Origin of the sequence: Hydrogenophaga bisanensis, assembly GCF_042665135.1 — a bacterium.
GTDB lineage: Bacteria > Pseudomonadota > Gammaproteobacteria > Burkholderiales > Burkholderiaceae_C > Hydrogenophaga > Hydrogenophaga bisanensis.
Genome location: NZ_JBHTBX010000002.1, coordinates 150658 through 165405, shown reverse-complemented (window position 1 = coordinate 165405; position 14748 = coordinate 150658). Strand labels below are relative to the sequence as shown.

The window sequence follows — 14748 nt, the reverse complement described above, 5'->3', positions numbered from 1 at the left end:
CCGATCCGCAAGGCCTGTGCGCCAGGGTCAGATCTGGACCATTTCAAAGTCGTCCTTGCGGGCGCCACATTCCGGACAAGTCCAGTTCATGGGCACATCGGCCCAGGCAGTGCCTGGCGCAATGCCGTGCTCGGGATCACCGGCAGCCTCGTCGTAGATCCAGCCGCAGATCAGGCACATCCAGGTCTTGCTTTCGCTCATGTTGAAAGGGGTCTCTGACAGATAGAATGCGGCGATTGTATAGAGCGACCGTGGGGTCAATGCGCCCGTTCACCACCGGTTTTACCCTCATCCATCGGCTCGGCTTCCCGCGCTGCGCCAACCGGGCCGTCCAGCCCGCCGGCTGACCATGTCCGACACCCCTTCGTCCCTTCTGCCCCCAGAGCCTTCCGTCACCCGCGGAGAGTCGCTGCCCTGCGTGATGGTGTTCAACACCAACGACCCCAGCGGCGCCGGCGGGCTGAGCGCCGACCTGACCGCCATGTCCAGCGCCTCGGTGCATGTGCTGTCGGTGGTCACCGGCAGCTATGTGCGCGACACCTCCGAAGTGCATGATCACATCGCCTTCGATGAGGAGGCGGTGACCGATCAGGCGCGCTGCGCGCTGGAGGACATGCCGGTGCGCGCCTTCAAGGTGGGGTTTGCCGGCACCCCCGAGAACCTGGGCGCCATCGCGGGCATCACCAGCGACTACAGCGAAGTGCCGGTGATCACCTACATGCCCGACCTGTCCTGGTGGGACGAACTGGCCATTGACAACTACCTGGACGCCGTCACCGAGCTGCTGCTCCCCCAGACCACCGTGCTGGTGGGCAATCACAGCACGCTGTGCCGATGGCTGCTACCCGACTGGGAGGGGGATCGCCTGCCGAACGCTCGGGAAGTGGCCCGTGCCGCAGCCGTTCACGGCGTGCCCTATACCCTGGTGACCGGCTTCAATGCCGCCGACCAGTACCTGGAGAGCCACCTGGCCAGCCCCGAGGAAGTGCTTGCGTCGGCGCGCTATGAGCGCTTTGAGGCCACTTTCTGTGGTGCCGGCGACACCCTGTCTGCCGCACTGTGTGCGCTGATCGCCGGGGGCTGCGACCTGCAGGCCGCCTGCGCCGAGGCGCTGACCTACCTGGACCAGTGTCTGGACGCGGGTTTTCAGCCGGGCATGGGCCATGCCGTGCCGGACCGCCTGTTCTGGGCGCATGACGGCGAGGAGGAGGACGAGCCCCCCTCGACAGAAAGCAGTCCCGATGCCGGTGACAGCACGCTGGACGCCAACGACTTTCCCCTGGACACCACCAAGCACTGAACAAGCCCATCATGAGTGATCGCAATCTCGACCTGTTTGAACGAGCCAAGCAACGCATCCCGGGCGGGGTGAACTCTCCGGTGCGCGCCTTCCGCGCGGTCGGCGGCACACCCCGTTTCGTGCAGCGCGCGCAGGGCGCCTATTTCTGGGATGCCAACGGCCAGAAGTACATCGACTACATCGGCTCCTGGGGGCCGATGATTCTGGGCCACGGCCATCCTGCGGTGCTCGAGGCGGTGCAGAAGGCCGCGCTGGACGGTTTCTCGTTTGGCGCCCCCACCGAACGGGAGATCGAGCTGGCCGAGGAAATCATCAAGCTGGTGCCCAGCCTGGAGATGGTGCGCCTGGTCAGCTCGGGCACCGAAGCGGGCATGAGCGCCATCCGGCTGGCCCGAGGCGCCACGGGCCGCAAGACCATCATCAAGTTTGAAGGCTGCTACCACGGCCACGCCGACGCACTGCTGGTGAAGGCCGGCTCGGGTCTGGCGACCTTCGGCAACCCCACCAGCGCTGGCGTGCCGCCCGAGGTGGTGCAGCACACCCTGGTTCTGGAATACAACAATGTCGAGCAGATCGAAGCCGCGTTCGCGCAGCAGGGTTCGGACATCGCCTGCGTGATGATTGAGCCGATCGCCGGCAACATGAATTTCGTGCGCGCCAGCGTGCCGTTTGTCAAACGCATCCGCGAGCTGTGCACACAGCACGGCGCGCTGTTCGTGTTCGACGAAGTGATGACCGGCTTCCGCGTCGGCCTGGGCAGCGCGCAAGGGCACTACGCCTCGCTGATTCCCGGCTTCGAGCCGGACATGACGGTGATGGGCAAGGTGATCGGCGGTGGCATGCCGCTGGCGGCCTTCGGTGGCAAGCGCGCGGTGATGGAGCAGCTGGCACCGCTGGGTGGCGTCTATCAGGCGGGAACGCTGTCCGGCAACCCGGTGGCCACCGCCTGCGGTCTGGCCACGCTCAGGGAAATCCAGAAGCCCGGTTTCTTTGAAGCCCTGTCGGCCAGCACGCGTTCGCTGGTCGATGGCCTGAAGGCCGCAGCGGACGCCGAGGGAGTGCCGTTCAGCGTGGACTGCCAGGGTGGCATGTTCGGCTTCTTCCTGATGCCCGAACTGCCGCAGAACTACGCCACCGTGATGAAGACCGAGGGCGCGAAGTTCAACACCCTGTTCCACGGTCTGCTGGACCGCGGCGTATACATCGCGCCGGCCTTGTATGAAGCCGGGTTCGTGAGCGCGGCGCACACCGCGGACGACATTGCGGCCACCGTGGCGGCGGCGCGCGAGGTGTTCAGGCAGCTGGCCTGATCATCTCCTGCCTGCATGAAACGGCCGGGGTTTTCCTCCGGCCGTTTTTGTTTGCGCGCCCGCCCACATCAGAAGGTCAGAAGAAAGGGGCTCACCAGGAGCCCCTTTTGTGCAGGAAACGAGAAGGTCAGTGGCGGAAGTGGCGCACACCGGTGAACACCATCGCCACACCGCGCTCGTTGGCCGCGTCGATGACTTCCTGATCGCGCATCGAACCGCCCGGCTGGGCCACGCAGGTGGCGCCTGCGTCCACCACCACGTCCAGACCGTCACGGAACGGGAAGAAGGCATCGCTCGCCACCACCGTGCCCTGCAGCGACAGCTTGGCGGCCTCGGCCTTGATGCTGGCGATACGGGCCGAGTCCAGGCGGCTCATCTGGCCGGCGCCCACGCCCATGGTCATGCCGTTCTTGCAAAACACGATGGCGTTGGACTTGACGTACTTGGCCACCTTCCAGGCGAACAGCAGGTCCTGCAGTTCTTCCGGTGTCGGCTGCTTGACGGTGACGACCTTCAGGTCGGCCAGCGCCAGCTCGTGGTTGTCGGCGGTCTGCAGCAGCAGGCCCGAGCCCACGCGCTTGGCGTCCATGGCGTTGCGGCCCTGGTCCCAGGCGCTGGCGCCGCCCTGGGGCAGCGCGATCTTCATCAGGCGCACATTGACCTTGGGCTGGAAGATGGCCAGCGCCTCGGCGGTGAAGTCGGGCGCCATCAGCACCTCGACGAACTGCTTGACCACCGCCTCGGCCGCGGCTTTGTCCACCGTGCGGTTGAAGGCGATGATGCCTCCGAAGGCGCTGGTCGGGTCGGTCTGGAAGGCCTTGGCATAGGCCTCGTGCGCATCCTTGCCGACCGCCACACCGCAAGGGTTGGCGTGCTTGACGATCACGCAGGCGGGTGCCTCGAAGCTCTTGACACACTCCCAGGCGGCATCGGCGTCGGCGATGTTGTTGTAGGACAGTTCCTTGCCCTGCAGTTGAACGCCCGTAACCAGTGAGCCGGGTGCCGGGTACAGGTCGCGGTACAGCGCGGCCTGCTGGTGGCTGTTCTCGCCGTAGCGCAGGTCCTGCACCTTGATGAACTGGCCGTTGGACTGGCCGGGGAACAGGTTGCGCGACGGCACGTAGCTCTCGCTCAGCTTCTCTTCCTCGAACGTCACCGACGACAGGTAGTCGCTGATGGCGCCGTCGTACTGGGCGATGCGGTTGAAGGCGGCGACCGACAGCGCGAAGCGCAGCTTGTCGCTCAGCTTGCCGCTGGCCTTGAGTTCGGCGATCACGGCGGCGTACTGGCCGGCGTCGGTGACCACACCCACGTCCTTCCAGTTCTTGGCGGCGCTGCGCACCATGGCCGGGCCGCCGATGTCGATGTTCTCGATCGCGTCAGCCAGCGTGCACCCGGCCTTGGCCACCGTTGCCTCGAACGGGTAGAGGTTGACCACCAGCAGGTCGATGGTCTCAATGCCGTGTTCCTTCAGCGCGGCCATGTGCTCAGGAACATCGCGGCGGGCCAGCAGGCCGCCGTGCACCTTGGGATGCAGGGTCTTGACGCGGCCGTCGAGCATTTCAGGAAAGTTCGTGACCTCGGCCACTTCGGTGACCGGCAAGCCCTTGTCGGCCAGCAGCTTGGCGGTGCCGCCGGTGGACAGAAGGGTCACACCGAGGCCGTGCAGGGCCTGGGCGAATTCGACGATGCCGGTCTTGTCGGAGACGGAGAGAAGTGCGCGCATGGAAAAAGGTCGTGAGGTTTGAAAAACGGGTGATCGGCATCAGTCGATCAGTTTGTGCTCGAGCAGCTTCTTGCGCAACGTGTTGCGGTTGAGCCCCAACCATTGCGCGGCGCGCGACTGGTTGTGCTGGGATTGCTCCATCACCACTTCGAGCAAGGGGCGCTCGACCGCCTTGACCAGCATGTCATGGAGATCGGCGGGATCGGTGCCGTCGAGGTCGCGAAAATACGCCTCCAGGCTGGCACGCACGCAGTCGTGCAGGTTGTTGGTCTGGCTCATGCAGCGAGCTTCCAATGGTCTTCTTGTTGATTCGTCGGAGCGAGCCGCTCCCCGGCAGCCCAGGCGTCCAGCGTGTCGCGGACGCAGGCCTGCTGCTCATCACAACGGGTCAGCAGGTTGATGCGCCGGCGGAAGGCCTCGGCTTCGGCGGCAGGCACGGGCAGCGCCCGCGCATACCAGGCCAGGTGCTTTCGCGCGCTGCGCACGCCGGTGTATTCGCCGTACAGGTGGTAATGATCTTCCAGGTGATCGAGCAGCCAGGCCTTGACATCGGTCAGACCAGGCGCGGGCAACTCACGGCCCGTGGCCAGGAAATGCGAGATCTCGCGGAAGATCCAGGGACGGCCCTGGGCGGCCCGCCCGATCATCAGCGCGTCGGCACCGGTCTGACGCAGCACCTCGGCCGCTTTGCGTGGCGAGTCGATGTCACCGTTGGCCACCACCGGAATGCGCAGCAGGCTCTTGATGTGGGCCACGGTCTGGTGCTCGGCCACGCCGCTGTAACCCTGCTCGCGGGTTCGCCCATGAATGGTCAGCATCTGGATGCCGGCGGATTCGGCCGCCCGGGCGAGCAGCGGCGCGTTTTTTCCGGTGTTGCACCATCCCGTGCGCATCTTGAGGGTGACCGGCACCCCATGCGGGACGCAGGCCGCCACCACCGCCTCGACGATGCCGATGGCCAGCGCCTCGTCCTGCATCAGGGCCGAGCCAGCCCACTTGTTGCAGACCTTCTTGGCCGGGCAACCCATGTTGATGTCGATGATCTGAGCGCCGCGGTCGATGTTGTAGCGGGCGGCATCGGCCATCATCGCGGCGTCGGTGCCGGCGATCTGCACCGCAATCGGCCCGGGTTCACCGCTGTGATCGGCACGGCGCGAGGTCTTGAGGCTGTCCTGCAGGTCGGGCCGGCTGGTCACCATCTCGCTGACCGCGTAGCCGGCACCCAACCGCTTGCACAGCTTGCGGAACGGCCGATCGGTCACACCCGCCATGGGCGCAACAAACAGGGCGTTCGACAGGGTGTAGGGACCCAGTTGCATGGCGCGGCGTTGGACTCGGGTGGGCGACGAGGGTGGCGGGAGCGACCCGAAGAGGCCGCGCGGGATGGGCATTGTATCTGCCTGTTTTTTCAGCAGACGATATGCTCTTGCATTTGACTTCGCCCCCACTGCCTGCCCGATGCCCGACTGGTTCACGTCCCTGATGCAACTCCTGGCCCTGCCCGAGGTGGGCCTGAGCACCGTGTTCGTGGTGTCGCTGGTGTCGGCCACACTGCTGCCCATGGGATCGGAGCCTGCCGTTTTCGGGCTGGTCAAGCTCAATCCCGAGCTGTTCTGGCCGGCCATTCTGGTGGCGACGGCGGGAAACACCGCGGGTGGTGCCATCAGCTGGCTGATGGGCGTGGGCGCACACCGGGCGGTGGACCGCGTCCGGCACGGCAAGCCGACGGAACTTCGGGCCTTGCGATGGCTGGAGCGTTTCGGCCCCAAGGCCTGCCTGCTGTCCTGGTTGCCCGCCGTGGGCGACCCGCTCTGCGCGGTGGCCGGGTGGCTGAAGTTTCCGTTCTGGCCCTGCGTGCTCTACATGGCCATCGGCAAATTTCTGCGCTACCTGACCATGACCTCGGCACTGCTCTGGGTGTTCCCTGGGGGACTCCCGTTCTGAGCCTCGCGGGCCGACCAAGCTGATACTCAGCGCATGCCACACCGACATGCCCACAAGCCCCTGCCCCGCCCGCTCTGGGCGCTGATGGCTGGCAACTTCGTCATCGGCACCGGCGTGATGGCGGTGCCGGGCACGCTCAATGACATCAGCACATCGTTGTCGGTGTCGATTCCGCAGGCGGGTCAGCTGATCACGGCGGCCGCCATCATCATGGGCATCGGCGCGCCGCTGTTCGCCACCCTGGTGGCTGGCTGGGACCGCCGGCGCCTGCTGACCCTGTCGCTGCTGTGGTATGCGCTGTTCATGGGCCTGAGCGCACTGGCCCCCAGTTATGGCTGGCTGCTGGCCCTGCGCGTGCTGGCGGTGATTCCCCCAGCCATCTTCACCCCGCAGGCGGCGGCCAGCATCGGCCTGCTGGTGCCCGAGCAACAGCGGGGGCGTGCCATCACCTTCGTGTTCCTGGGCTGGTCGGTGGCCTCGGTGCTGGGCATGCCGATGTCGGCCTGGATCGGTGGTCACCTGGGATGGCGCTGGGCCTTCGGCCTGGTGGCGCTGCTGGCCCTGCTGTGCGCCGGCTGGGTATGGCGGGCATTGCCCCGGGGCATCCGGCCCGCCCCGCTCAACCGCCAGGCGTGGGGGCGGGCCCTGGGCTCGGCACCGCTGATGCTGGCGGTGGTGGTCACCCTGGTATCGGCCTTCGGGCAGTTCACCCTGTTCTCCTACTTCGCCCCTTATCTGCAGCAGGTGCTGGGGATGGGAGCGGACCCGATCTCGCTGCTGTTCCTGTGGTTCGGGGCATTCGGCCTGGCGGGCAACATGCTGGTCTCGCGGCGGATCGACCGCATCGGCGCTCCACGCGCCGTGCTGATCACCCTGGGCCTGATGGCGCTGAGTCTGGTGCTGTGGCCCCTGGGCACGCATGCCATCTGGCTTCAGGCGCTGGTGGTGGTGCCGTGGGCGCTGGGCTGCTTTTCGGCCAACTCGGCCCAGCAGGCGCGGCTGGTGCAGATGTCACCCGTGCTGGCACCCGCCACGGTCGCCCTGAACACCTCGGCCATCTACGGCGGTCAGGCCATGGGCGCGGCGCTGGGTGGCGTGCTCATTGCCCAAGGGGGCATGCAGCAGCTGCATGCCTGGGGTCTGGTGCTGATGATCGGAGCGATGCTGCTGAGCGTCTGGGCGGCCCGCCTTCAGAAGCGCTCGCCCATGCCGAGCTGACGCCACTGACCCGGTGCCAGACCGGCCATGCCGACACGGCCGATGCGCTGGCGACGGACCGCCGCCAGCGGCAGGGCCAGCAACTGCAGGTGCCGCAGCAAATTGGCCGACGTCCAGCCCTTGAGGGCCAGACGCAGGCGTGAGTCGCTCTGCCAGCTGGCCCGCAGCGGCGGCAAGCGCAGAGCCTGCGGACCCTGGGGCCGGTTGAGGCGCGCCAGCCAGTCCTGCTTCTGTTCGGCCGAAGGCAAAGCGGTATCCACGGCCAGATCAATCAGCCACTCCTGCTCCAGGTCGGCCATGCCTTCGACCAGGCGCCGGGAGATGGCCGGGTGCTGGCTGAAGACCATCAGTCCCGAGGCGTCCATGGCCAAGGGCATCAGGGGTTGCAGGCGGTGCAACTGCGCACGGGGCAATGCTCCGCCGGGCCGGTCGGCAGGCCAGCGGTGCCCGGCATCCAGCCAGGTCAGGGCAAGGGCCGTGGGCAGATGCAGACCTTCAGGCAAGGCCACGCCTGCGGGTTTGTGCCACAGCAGCGTGACCGGGGGCAATGGCTCGGCCGAGGCATCGGGGTCCAGCGCCACCTGCTGGAACGAATGAACCCTGGCCTCGGGCCGGTCCACCACCTCACCATCGACACGCACCCATCCGCCGGTGATGAAACGCTCGGCCTCGGCGCGGGAGCAGGGAACCAGGGCGGCCACACGCCGCGCCAGGCGCTCGGGGTCCTGACCGGCGGGCTCGCTCATGGGTCAGACGTTGAACAGGAAGTTCATCACGTCGCCATCCTTGACGACGTATTCCTTGCCTTCGGCGCGCATCTTGCCCGCGTCCTTGGCGCCCTGCTCGCCCTTGAATGCGATGTAGTCGTCAAAGGCGATGGTCTGGGCGCGGATGAAGCCGCGCTCGAAGTCGCCATGGATGACGCCTGCGGCCTGCGGCGCGGTGTCGCCAATGTGGATGGTCCAGGCGCGCACTTCCTTCACGCCGGCGGTGAAATAGGTCTGCAGGCCCAGCAGCTTGAAGCCGGCGCGGATCAGGCGGTTCAGGCCCGGTTCGTCCTGGCCAAGTTCCTTTAGGAATTCCAGCCGGTCGGCGTCGTCCATTTCGGACAGTTCGGCCTCGATCTTGGCGCAGATGGCCACCACCGGCGCGTTCTGCGCGGCGGCGTATTCCTTCAGGCGGTCGAGGAAGGGGTTGTTCTCGAAGCCGTCCTCGGCCACGTTGCCGACGAACATGGCGGGCTTGGCGGTGATCAGACACAGCGGCTTGAGCAAGGCCTGTTCCTGCTCGCCCAGCGCCAGGGTGCGCACGGGCTTGCCTTCGTTGAGCACCGCCTGGACCTTGGTCAGCAGGACCACCAGCGCGGCGGCTTCCTTGTCGTTGCCGCTCTTGGCGGCCTTGGTGTAACGCTGCAGGGCCTTGTCGACCGTGCCCAGGTCGGCCAGGCACAGCTCGGTCTGGATGACCTCGATGTCCGCGATGGGGTCGACCTTGTTGGCCACGTGGATCACGTTCGGGTCCTCGAAGCAACGCACCACGTTGACGATGGCGTCGGTCTCGCGGATGTGGGCCAGGAACTGGTTGCCCAGACCTTCACCCTTGGAAGCACCCGCCACCAGGCCGGCAATGTCCACGAACTCGACGATGGCCGGGACGATGCGCTCGGGCTTGATGATCTCGGCCAGCTGCTGCAGCCGCGGATCGGGCACCTCGACCACGCCCACGTTGGGCTCGATGGTGCAGAACGGATAGTTCTCGGCCGCGATGCCCGCCTTGGTCAGGGCGTTGAACAGGGTGGATTTGCCGACATTGGGCAGGCCGACGATGCCGCACTTGAGACTCATGGTGGTGACTACATTTTTGATGGCTAACCGACCATTTTAGATCCGGGCCAACACTGGCCGCACATTCGTTCCATTGGTCAGTCGAAGGCCCAGTCGGCCGTCACCTGCTGGCCCACGCGAAGGATCAGACCATCGCCCTCGAGCACGATGGCGTTCATGCCGAAGGTGATCGCGCCATTCACGCGGCCATCCTGGCGGTAGGCCTGCAGGGCATCGCCGACAACCGGCGACGAGGCCGCCGTGTCGGGATCGACATTCGGTATCGGACAGCGGGCGCAGGGTTTGACGTTCTCCAGCAGGGCCTCGCCATCCCCGGTGTCGATCCGCCAGGCGCCGATGCGGTCCTCATCGTGCGCCTCAACACCGCCCAGCACGATGTTGGGCCGGAAGCGCCGTTGATCCACCGCAGCCTGCCCGGCTGCGGAAAGGCGTTTGTTCAGATCGTCGATCGACGCGGTGCTCGTGACCAGCACACCGAAGCCGTCGGCAAACTGCGTGACCGACTCGCGCCCGCCGGTCCACTTCGTGCTGCACAGGCGGCGCACCTCGGGATCGAAACGGACCAGGCGCAGGCGTTTGAGGTCGGCCGGCGCATCAGGACCCAGAAAATCGCTGAACCACTGGGCCGCGACATCACCCATGTCCCAGACCTCGACCACGTCGTCCCACACCCGCACCTTGACGGGCCATTCGGCCGCCTCAAGCGACAGGTGAAGCGCCAGCATGCCCGGGGCCCGCAACACCAGCTGACCGAGCTTGAAGGACGGCTGGACCAGGGCCATGCGCGGCAACTCGCGCTGGGTGACAAACTCGCCCTCATCGTCGACCACCATCCAGGCGCGGTCCCAGGCCAAGCCGGTGGGGGTCAGTTCGGCCTCCGTCATGGGCACGCCGGCGCAGGACTTGACAGGGTAGATCCAGAGCTGGGCGATGGTGGCTTGCAGGTCGGCGGACATGGCACAGAAGATGAAAGAGGGAAATCGGCGGATGGCCCCACGCACACAGATCGGTATTTGGCGCGGGTCAAGCCGACCGATTGTGCCCTGCTCCTAAAATCCCCCCATGAACCCCAGTCCTTCCCGCTCCGGCAGTGGCCGCCGGCCCGACGTCATCGTGCGTGGCGCCGGCATCGTTGGCCAGACCCTGGCCCTCCTGCTGGCGCGCGACCGCCTGAAGGTGGCCCTGGTCAAACCACCGCGCGCGACACCAGGCACACCGGACGTCCGGGCCTACGCCATCAACAGCGACGCCCGCGCTCTGTTGCAATCGGTGCGTGCCTGGCCCGGCGACGGGGGGCTGAACCCCGGACACGATGCCGAGCTGACTCCCTCGGTCACGCCAGTGACCGCGATGGAGGTGCATGGTGATCATGGTGGCACGCTGCATTTTTCGGCCGCCCAGCAGGGCACCGAGGCGCTGACCTGGATCGTGGACGTCCCTGCCCTGGAGCAGCGCCTGGCCCATGCCGTGCATTTCCAGGCCGGTATCGAGTTGCTGGAAGAAGCGCCCGCGCAAGCCCCCCTGACCGTCATCTGCGAAGGCCGGCGCAGCCAGACGCGCCAGGAGCTGGGCATCGACTACGACACCCGCCCCTACCCCCACAAAGCCCTGGCGGCGCGCCTGGACTGCGAGCAGCCGCACGGCGGCGTGGCCCGCCAATGGTTCAGCCAGGGCGAAATCATGGCCCTGCTGCCGCTGGGTGGTGCGCAGGGGAACTCGGTGGCGCTGGTGTGGTCACTGGAGACAGCGCAGGCCGACCGGTGGCTCAACGAACCACCTCAGGCCCTGGCGACGGCGGTTCAGGAACGCTGTGGCCATGCCCTGGGCGCCATGACCCTTCAGGGTCCAGCCCAGGCCTGGCCGCTGGAACTGGCCCGGGCCCGGCGCTGGATCGCAGCCACCGATCGCGGTGGCGTGGCATTGGCCGGCGACGCCGCGCACGCCATGCACCCACTGGCGGGCCAGGGCCTGAACGTGGGGCTGGGCGACGTGGGCGAACTGGCGCGCGTGCTGCACGAGCGTGAATACTGGCGCAGCGTGGGCGACCTGAAGCTGTTGCGGCGCTACGAGCGCGCCCGCCAGGCCGATGTGCAGTCCATGGGTTGGCTGACCGACACCCTGTTCGGCCTGTTCCAGCCCGGTGACAGCCGCCTGCAGACCTTGCGCAACTGGGGCATGAGCGGTGTGGACCGCCTGGGCCCGCTCAAACACTGGCTGGTGCGTCAGGCCATGGGCCGCGCCTCTGCCAACCCCTGATCCCTTTTGGATGAACCCACGATGAAACGACTCCTGAAAAGCTCCCTGCTGGCCCTGATCGCCAGCCTGTCCCTGGGGGCCCTGGCCCAGGAAGCCGCCATCCGCAAGAACCTGGCCGAACGCCTGCCGAATTTGCCCAAGATCGACGAGGTCACGAAGACCCCGATGGACGGCCTGTACGAGGTCCGCATCAACCAGAGCGAGATCTTCTACACCGATGCCGGCGGCAACTTCATCATCCAGGGCAATTTGATCGATACCAAGGCCCGTGTCGACCTGACCGAGCAGCGCGTCGAAAAGCTCACCGCCATCGAGTTCAAGGACCTGCCCCTCAAGGATGCGTTCACCATCGTGCGTGGCAACGGCAAGCGCAAGGTGGCGGTGTTCGAAGACCCCAACTGTGGCTACTGCAAGCGCTTTGAGCGTGACCTGGCCAAGGTGGACAACGTGACGGTGCATGTGTTCCTCTACCCCATCCTCAGCCAGGATTCGGCCGACAAGTCGCGCCACATCTGGTGCGCCAAGGACAAGGGCAAGGCTTTCCTGGACTGGATGGTGCGCGACGTTACCCCGCCGGCGGCCAACTGCGACGCCTCGGCCCTGGTCCGCAATGTCGAGTTCGGCAAGAAGATGCGCATCACCGGCACCCCTACCCTGATTTTTGCCAACGGCAACCGCGTCCCCGGCGCCATTCCGCAGGAGCGCATCGAGAAGCTGCTGGCCGAAGCCCAACCCTGACGCATGAACACCCCCTCGCCCGAAGATCCCGTCCACCCCGACACGACCCTGATCCAGCGTCTGGGCTACGCCGGCCTGATCCCGTTCGTGGGACTGGCCCTGCTGCTCTGGTTGCTGCAGGGTGAACCGCAGGTCTTCGTCTCGGTGGCCCTGGCGGCCTACGCCGGACTGATCCTGTCCTTTCTGGGTGGCATCCACTGGGGCATTGGCTGGCTGCAGGCTGGCCGGCGCGATGGACTCGGTGTGCACTTCCTGTGGGGTGTCATGCCCTCGCTGCTCGCCTGGCCCGGGGTGCTGATGCCGCCCTACGCCAGTCTGGTCTGGCTGGGCCTGGTGCTCATCGTCTGCTACCTGGTGGACCGCCGGCTGTTTGTCCGCGCCGGTCTCACGCCCTGGCTGACCATGCGCTTTCGCCTGACCACTGTGGCCAGCCTCAGCTGCTTCCTGGGCGCTGGTGCGCTCTGACCCCCACCGCCCCGCCATCATGACCCCCACCCGACCCCGCCGCCACCGTGCGGCTGCTGCCGCAGCCGTCCACTACCGGGTCCAGGCGCCCCGGCCCCAGAACCACCTGTTCACCGTGCGACTGTCGGTGGCGGCACCGGCCCGGCGCCAGCGCCTGAGCCTGCCGGTGTGGATTCCGGGCAGCTACCTGGTGCGCGAGTTTTCCCAGCACCTGCAGCACCTGCGCGCCACCCAGGCGGGGATGCCTGCCCCCCTGAAGCAGGTCGACAAACACAGCTGGGTGGTCGAGGCCGACCCGGGTCAGCCCCTGGAGCTGGATTACGAGATCTATGCCCTGGATGCGTCGGTGCGCACGGCCTGGCTGGACAGCCAGCGCGGCTTTTTCAACGGCACCAGCCTGTGCCTGCGGGTGGTCGGTCAGGAAGACCAGCCGCACGCGCTGACCCTGGACGCCGGCGACCTGCCCGCATCCTGGCAGGTGGCCACCGGCCTGACGCCGCAAGACGTGGATGACCGAGGCTGGGGACGCTACGCAGCGGCCCATTACGACGAACTGGTGGATGCCCCGGTGGAGATGGGCCCGTTCTGGAGCGGCGAGTTCACCGCGGGTGGTGTGCCCCACCGCTTCGTGGTCAGCGGGGCGCCGGCATCGTTCGACGGCCAGCGCCTGCTGCAGGACACCCGTCGCATCTGCGAGGAACAGATCCGTTTCTGGCACGGCGAGCAGCGCCCGCCCTTCGAGCGCTACGTGTTCATGCTGCATGCGACGGCCGATGGCTATGGTGGACTGGAGCACCGGAACTCCACCGCCCTGATCTGCCAGCGCAGCGATCTGCCCCGGGCCACGCCCAAAGGCAGCAAGCAGACGCCCCTGAAGGCCACCGACGGCTACACCACCCTGCTGGGACTGATCAGCCACGAGTACTTCCACACCTGGAACGTCAAACGCCTGCGGCCGGCCGAGTTCGCCCGCTACGACTACGACCGTGAGAACTACACCGAGCTGCTGTGGTTCTTCGAGGGATTCACCAGCTACTACGACGACCTGTTCCTGCGACGGGCAGGGCTGATCGACACGGGCACCTACCTGCAACTGGTGGGACGAACGGCCAACCAGGTGCTGCAGACGCCCGGGCGCCAGGTTCAGAGCGTGGCCCAGGCCAGCTTTGACGCCTGGGTCAAGTACTACCGGGTCGGCGAGAACACCCCCAACGCCACCGTGAGCTACTACACCAAGGGTTCGCTGGTGGCGCTGTGCCTTGACCTGACGCTGCGGCTGGAGGGTGATGGCAGCCTGGACGAGGTGATGCGCGAACTCTGGCGTCGGTCGAATGGCGGCCCCATTCGCGAGAAGGACATGGCGATCGCGATGCGGCGCGTCGGCGGGCGTTCCTTCGAGAACGAACTCACCCAGTGGGTACACGGCACGGACGACCTGCCGGTGGGCAGTCTGCTGGCGGCCTTCGGTGCGAAGGTCGACGAGGAGCAGGCGCCCCTGGCGCAACAGCTCGGACTGAGGACCACCGACAGCGGGGGCAGCATCCAGATCAAGACCGTCCTGCGCGGCGGAGCCGCCGAAGCCGCCGGACTGGCAGCGGGCGACGAATGGATCGGGGTCGAACTGACGCCGGCGCGCCGGGGCCAGACGGCCCAGGCCTGGCGCCTGAGCAAGCTGGACGAACTGAACAGCCTGATCGGTCAGGCGTCGAGGTTCGTGGCGCTTGTGGCCCGCGATCGCCGCCTTTTGCGCTGTACGGTCGAGAGAACGGCTGGGGTGACCGCCCTGAAACTGGGGATAACCGACGCAGCCCGCCTGCGCCACTGGCTCGGTGACTGAGCGGGTTGCCACGTCGGCAGGCGTCACGCCATCCATCAACCATCAAAAATAACAGGCAAATATTTTTTTCAGATAGTTGACACAAACACCAGATCCGACTACATTGTGGG

Annotated in this window: 15 protein-coding genes; 8 read left to right on the top strand and 7 right to left on the bottom strand. The window is 66.7% G+C overall.

All coding sequences use genetic code 11. The annotated features are described in order from the left end of the window. Nucleotides 1-27: 27 nt before the first annotated feature. Nucleotides 28-180 (bottom strand): rubredoxin, encoded by a 153-nt coding sequence (locus tag ACFQNJ_RS03435; protein WP_382254598.1) that lies wholly within the window; start codon nucleotides 178-180, stop codon nucleotides 28-30. Between the two features lie 169 nt (nucleotides 181-349). On the opposite strand from ACFQNJ_RS03435, the gene thiD reads away from it, so the two are divergent. Together thiD and hemL are read left to right on the top strand one after the other, a co-directional pair. Next, nucleotides 350-1300 (top strand): bifunctional hydroxymethylpyrimidine kinase/phosphomethylpyrimidine kinase, encoded by a 951-nt coding sequence (gene thiD / locus ACFQNJ_RS03430; protein ID WP_382253850.1) that lies wholly within the window; start codon nucleotides 350-352, stop codon nucleotides 1298-1300. 11 nt (nucleotides 1301-1311) lie between these two features. Further along, complete coding sequence (gene hemL / locus ACFQNJ_RS03425) at nucleotides 1312-2610, top strand: glutamate-1-semialdehyde 2,1-aminomutase (RefSeq protein WP_382253849.1); 1299 nt, start codon at nucleotides 1312-1314, stop codon at nucleotides 2608-2610. A 127-nt stretch (nucleotides 2611-2737) separates the two neighbouring features. Here the strand turns inward: hemL and purH are convergent, their stop codons facing one another. Genes purH through dusB form a run of 3 tightly spaced genes read right to left on the bottom strand, consistent with a single transcriptional unit; the run spans nucleotide 2738 to nucleotide 5655 of the window. Next, nucleotides 2738-4336 carry a bifunctional phosphoribosylaminoimidazolecarboxamide formyltransferase/IMP cyclohydrolase gene (gene purH, locus ACFQNJ_RS03420; RefSeq protein WP_382253847.1) on the bottom strand — a complete coding sequence of 533 codons (1599 nt, stop codon included), beginning with the start codon at nucleotides 4334-4336 and terminating at the stop codon, nucleotides 2738-2740. Nucleotides 4337-4375: 39 nt separating this feature from the next. Next, nucleotides 4376-4615 carry a helix-turn-helix domain-containing protein gene (locus ACFQNJ_RS03415; RefSeq protein WP_374642663.1) on the bottom strand — a complete coding sequence of 80 codons (240 nt, stop codon included), beginning with the start codon at nucleotides 4613-4615 and terminating at the stop codon, nucleotides 4376-4378. Continuing rightward, nucleotides 4612-5655: a tRNA dihydrouridine synthase DusB gene (dusB, locus tag ACFQNJ_RS03410; RefSeq protein ID WP_382253845.1), complete on the bottom strand. Its 1044-nt coding sequence runs from the start codon at nucleotides 5653-5655 to the stop codon at nucleotides 4612-4614. The genes ACFQNJ_RS03415 and dusB overlap by 4 nt, the downstream gene beginning before the upstream one ends. 139 nt (nucleotides 5656-5794) lie before the next feature. On the opposite strand from dusB, the gene ACFQNJ_RS03405 reads away from it, so the two are divergent. Then, nucleotides 5795-6280 (top strand): YqaA family protein, encoded by a 486-nt coding sequence (locus ACFQNJ_RS03405; RefSeq protein ID WP_382253843.1) that lies wholly within the window; start codon nucleotides 5795-5797, stop codon nucleotides 6278-6280. 33 nt (nucleotides 6281-6313) lie between these two features. Beyond that, nucleotides 6314-7498, top strand: coding sequence for an MFS transporter (locus ACFQNJ_RS03400; RefSeq protein WP_382253842.1), 1185 nt, complete (start codon nucleotides 6314-6316; stop codon nucleotides 7496-7498). Here the strand turns inward: ACFQNJ_RS03400 and ACFQNJ_RS03395 are convergent. From ACFQNJ_RS03395 to ACFQNJ_RS03385, 3 genes are all read right to left on the bottom strand, one after another. Continuing rightward, nucleotides 7471-8244, bottom strand: coding sequence for an RNA pseudouridine synthase (locus ACFQNJ_RS03395; protein ID WP_382253841.1), 774 nt, complete (start codon nucleotides 8242-8244; stop codon nucleotides 7471-7473). The genes ACFQNJ_RS03400 and ACFQNJ_RS03395 overlap by 28 nt on opposite strands. Nucleotides 8245-8247: 3 nt before the next feature. After that, a complete protein-coding gene (gene ychF, locus ACFQNJ_RS03390; RefSeq protein ID WP_382253839.1) occupies nucleotides 8248-9342 on the bottom strand; it encodes a redox-regulated ATPase YchF in 1095 nt (364 codons plus the stop codon). Between the two features lie 77 nt (nucleotides 9343-9419). After that, the gene (locus tag ACFQNJ_RS03385) at nucleotides 9420-10298 is read right to left on the bottom strand and encodes an MOSC domain-containing protein (RefSeq protein WP_382253838.1); all 879 of its coding nucleotides are present in this window, start codon (nucleotides 10296-10298) and stop codon (nucleotides 9420-9422) included. 106 nt (nucleotides 10299-10404) lie between these two features. Between ACFQNJ_RS03385 and ACFQNJ_RS03380 the strand changes: the two genes are divergently transcribed. Genes ACFQNJ_RS03380 through ACFQNJ_RS03365 form a run of 4 tightly spaced genes read left to right on the top strand, consistent with a single transcriptional unit; the run spans nucleotide 10405 to nucleotide 14638 of the window. Continuing rightward, a complete protein-coding gene (locus ACFQNJ_RS03380) occupies nucleotides 10405-11598 on the top strand; it encodes an FAD-dependent monooxygenase (protein WP_382253836.1) in 1194 nt (397 codons plus the stop codon). 21 nt (nucleotides 11599-11619) lie between these two features. Further along, nucleotides 11620-12336: a DsbC family protein gene (locus tag ACFQNJ_RS03375; protein WP_382253834.1), complete on the top strand. Its 717-nt coding sequence runs from the start codon at nucleotides 11620-11622 to the stop codon at nucleotides 12334-12336. A gap of 3 nt (nucleotides 12337-12339) precedes the next feature. Further along, entirely contained in the window at nucleotides 12340-12801 is a 462-nt protein-coding gene (locus tag ACFQNJ_RS03370) for a DUF3429 domain-containing protein (protein ID WP_382253833.1), read from the top strand. Between the two features lie 19 nt (nucleotides 12802-12820). Next, a complete protein-coding gene (locus ACFQNJ_RS03365) occupies nucleotides 12821-14638 on the top strand; it encodes a M61 family metallopeptidase (protein ID WP_382253832.1) in 1818 nt (605 codons plus the stop codon). Nucleotides 14639-14748 lie beyond the last annotated feature (110 nt).

Excerpts from the sequence above, each read along its gene's own strand:
- ACFQNJ_RS03435 (WP_382254598.1), bottom strand. The coding sequence starts at position 180 with ATGTGCCTGATCTGCGGCTGGATCTACGACGAGGCTGCCGGTGATCCC.
- thiD (WP_382253850.1), top strand. The coding sequence starts at position 350 with ATGTCCGACACCCCTTCGTCCCTTCTGCCCCCAGAGCCTTCCGTCACC.
- hemL (WP_382253849.1), top strand. The coding sequence starts at position 1,312 with ATGAGTGATCGCAATCTCGACCTGTTTGAACGAGCCAAGCAACGCATC.
- purH (WP_382253847.1), bottom strand. The coding sequence starts at position 4,336 with ATGCGCGCACTTCTCTCCGTCTCCGACAAGACCGGCATCGTCGAATTC.
- ACFQNJ_RS03415 (WP_374642663.1), bottom strand. The coding sequence starts at position 4,615 with ATGAGCCAGACCAACAACCTGCACGACTGCGTGCGTGCCAGCCTGGAG.
- dusB (WP_382253845.1), bottom strand. The coding sequence starts at position 5,655 with ATGCAACTGGGTCCCTACACCCTGTCGAACGCCCTGTTTGTTGCGCCC.
- ACFQNJ_RS03405 (WP_382253843.1), top strand. The coding sequence starts at position 5,795 with ATGCCCGACTGGTTCACGTCCCTGATGCAACTCCTGGCCCTGCCCGAG.
- ACFQNJ_RS03400 (WP_382253842.1), top strand. The coding sequence starts at position 6,314 with ATGCCACACCGACATGCCCACAAGCCCCTGCCCCGCCCGCTCTGGGCG.
- ACFQNJ_RS03395 (WP_382253841.1), bottom strand. The coding sequence starts at position 8,244 with ATGAGCGAGCCCGCCGGTCAGGACCCCGAGCGCCTGGCGCGGCGTGTG.
- ychF (WP_382253839.1), bottom strand. The coding sequence starts at position 9,342 with ATGAGTCTCAAGTGCGGCATCGTCGGCCTGCCCAATGTCGGCAAATCC.
- ACFQNJ_RS03385 (WP_382253838.1), bottom strand. The coding sequence starts at position 10,298 with ATGTCCGCCGACCTGCAAGCCACCATCGCCCAGCTCTGGATCTACCCT.
- ACFQNJ_RS03380 (WP_382253836.1), top strand. The coding sequence starts at position 10,405 with ATGAACCCCAGTCCTTCCCGCTCCGGCAGTGGCCGCCGGCCCGACGTC.
- ACFQNJ_RS03375 (WP_382253834.1), top strand. The coding sequence starts at position 11,620 with ATGAAACGACTCCTGAAAAGCTCCCTGCTGGCCCTGATCGCCAGCCTG.
- ACFQNJ_RS03370 (WP_382253833.1), top strand. The coding sequence starts at position 12,340 with ATGAACACCCCCTCGCCCGAAGATCCCGTCCACCCCGACACGACCCTG.
- ACFQNJ_RS03365 (WP_382253832.1), top strand. The coding sequence starts at position 12,821 with ATGACCCCCACCCGACCCCGCCGCCACCGTGCGGCTGCTGCCGCAGCC.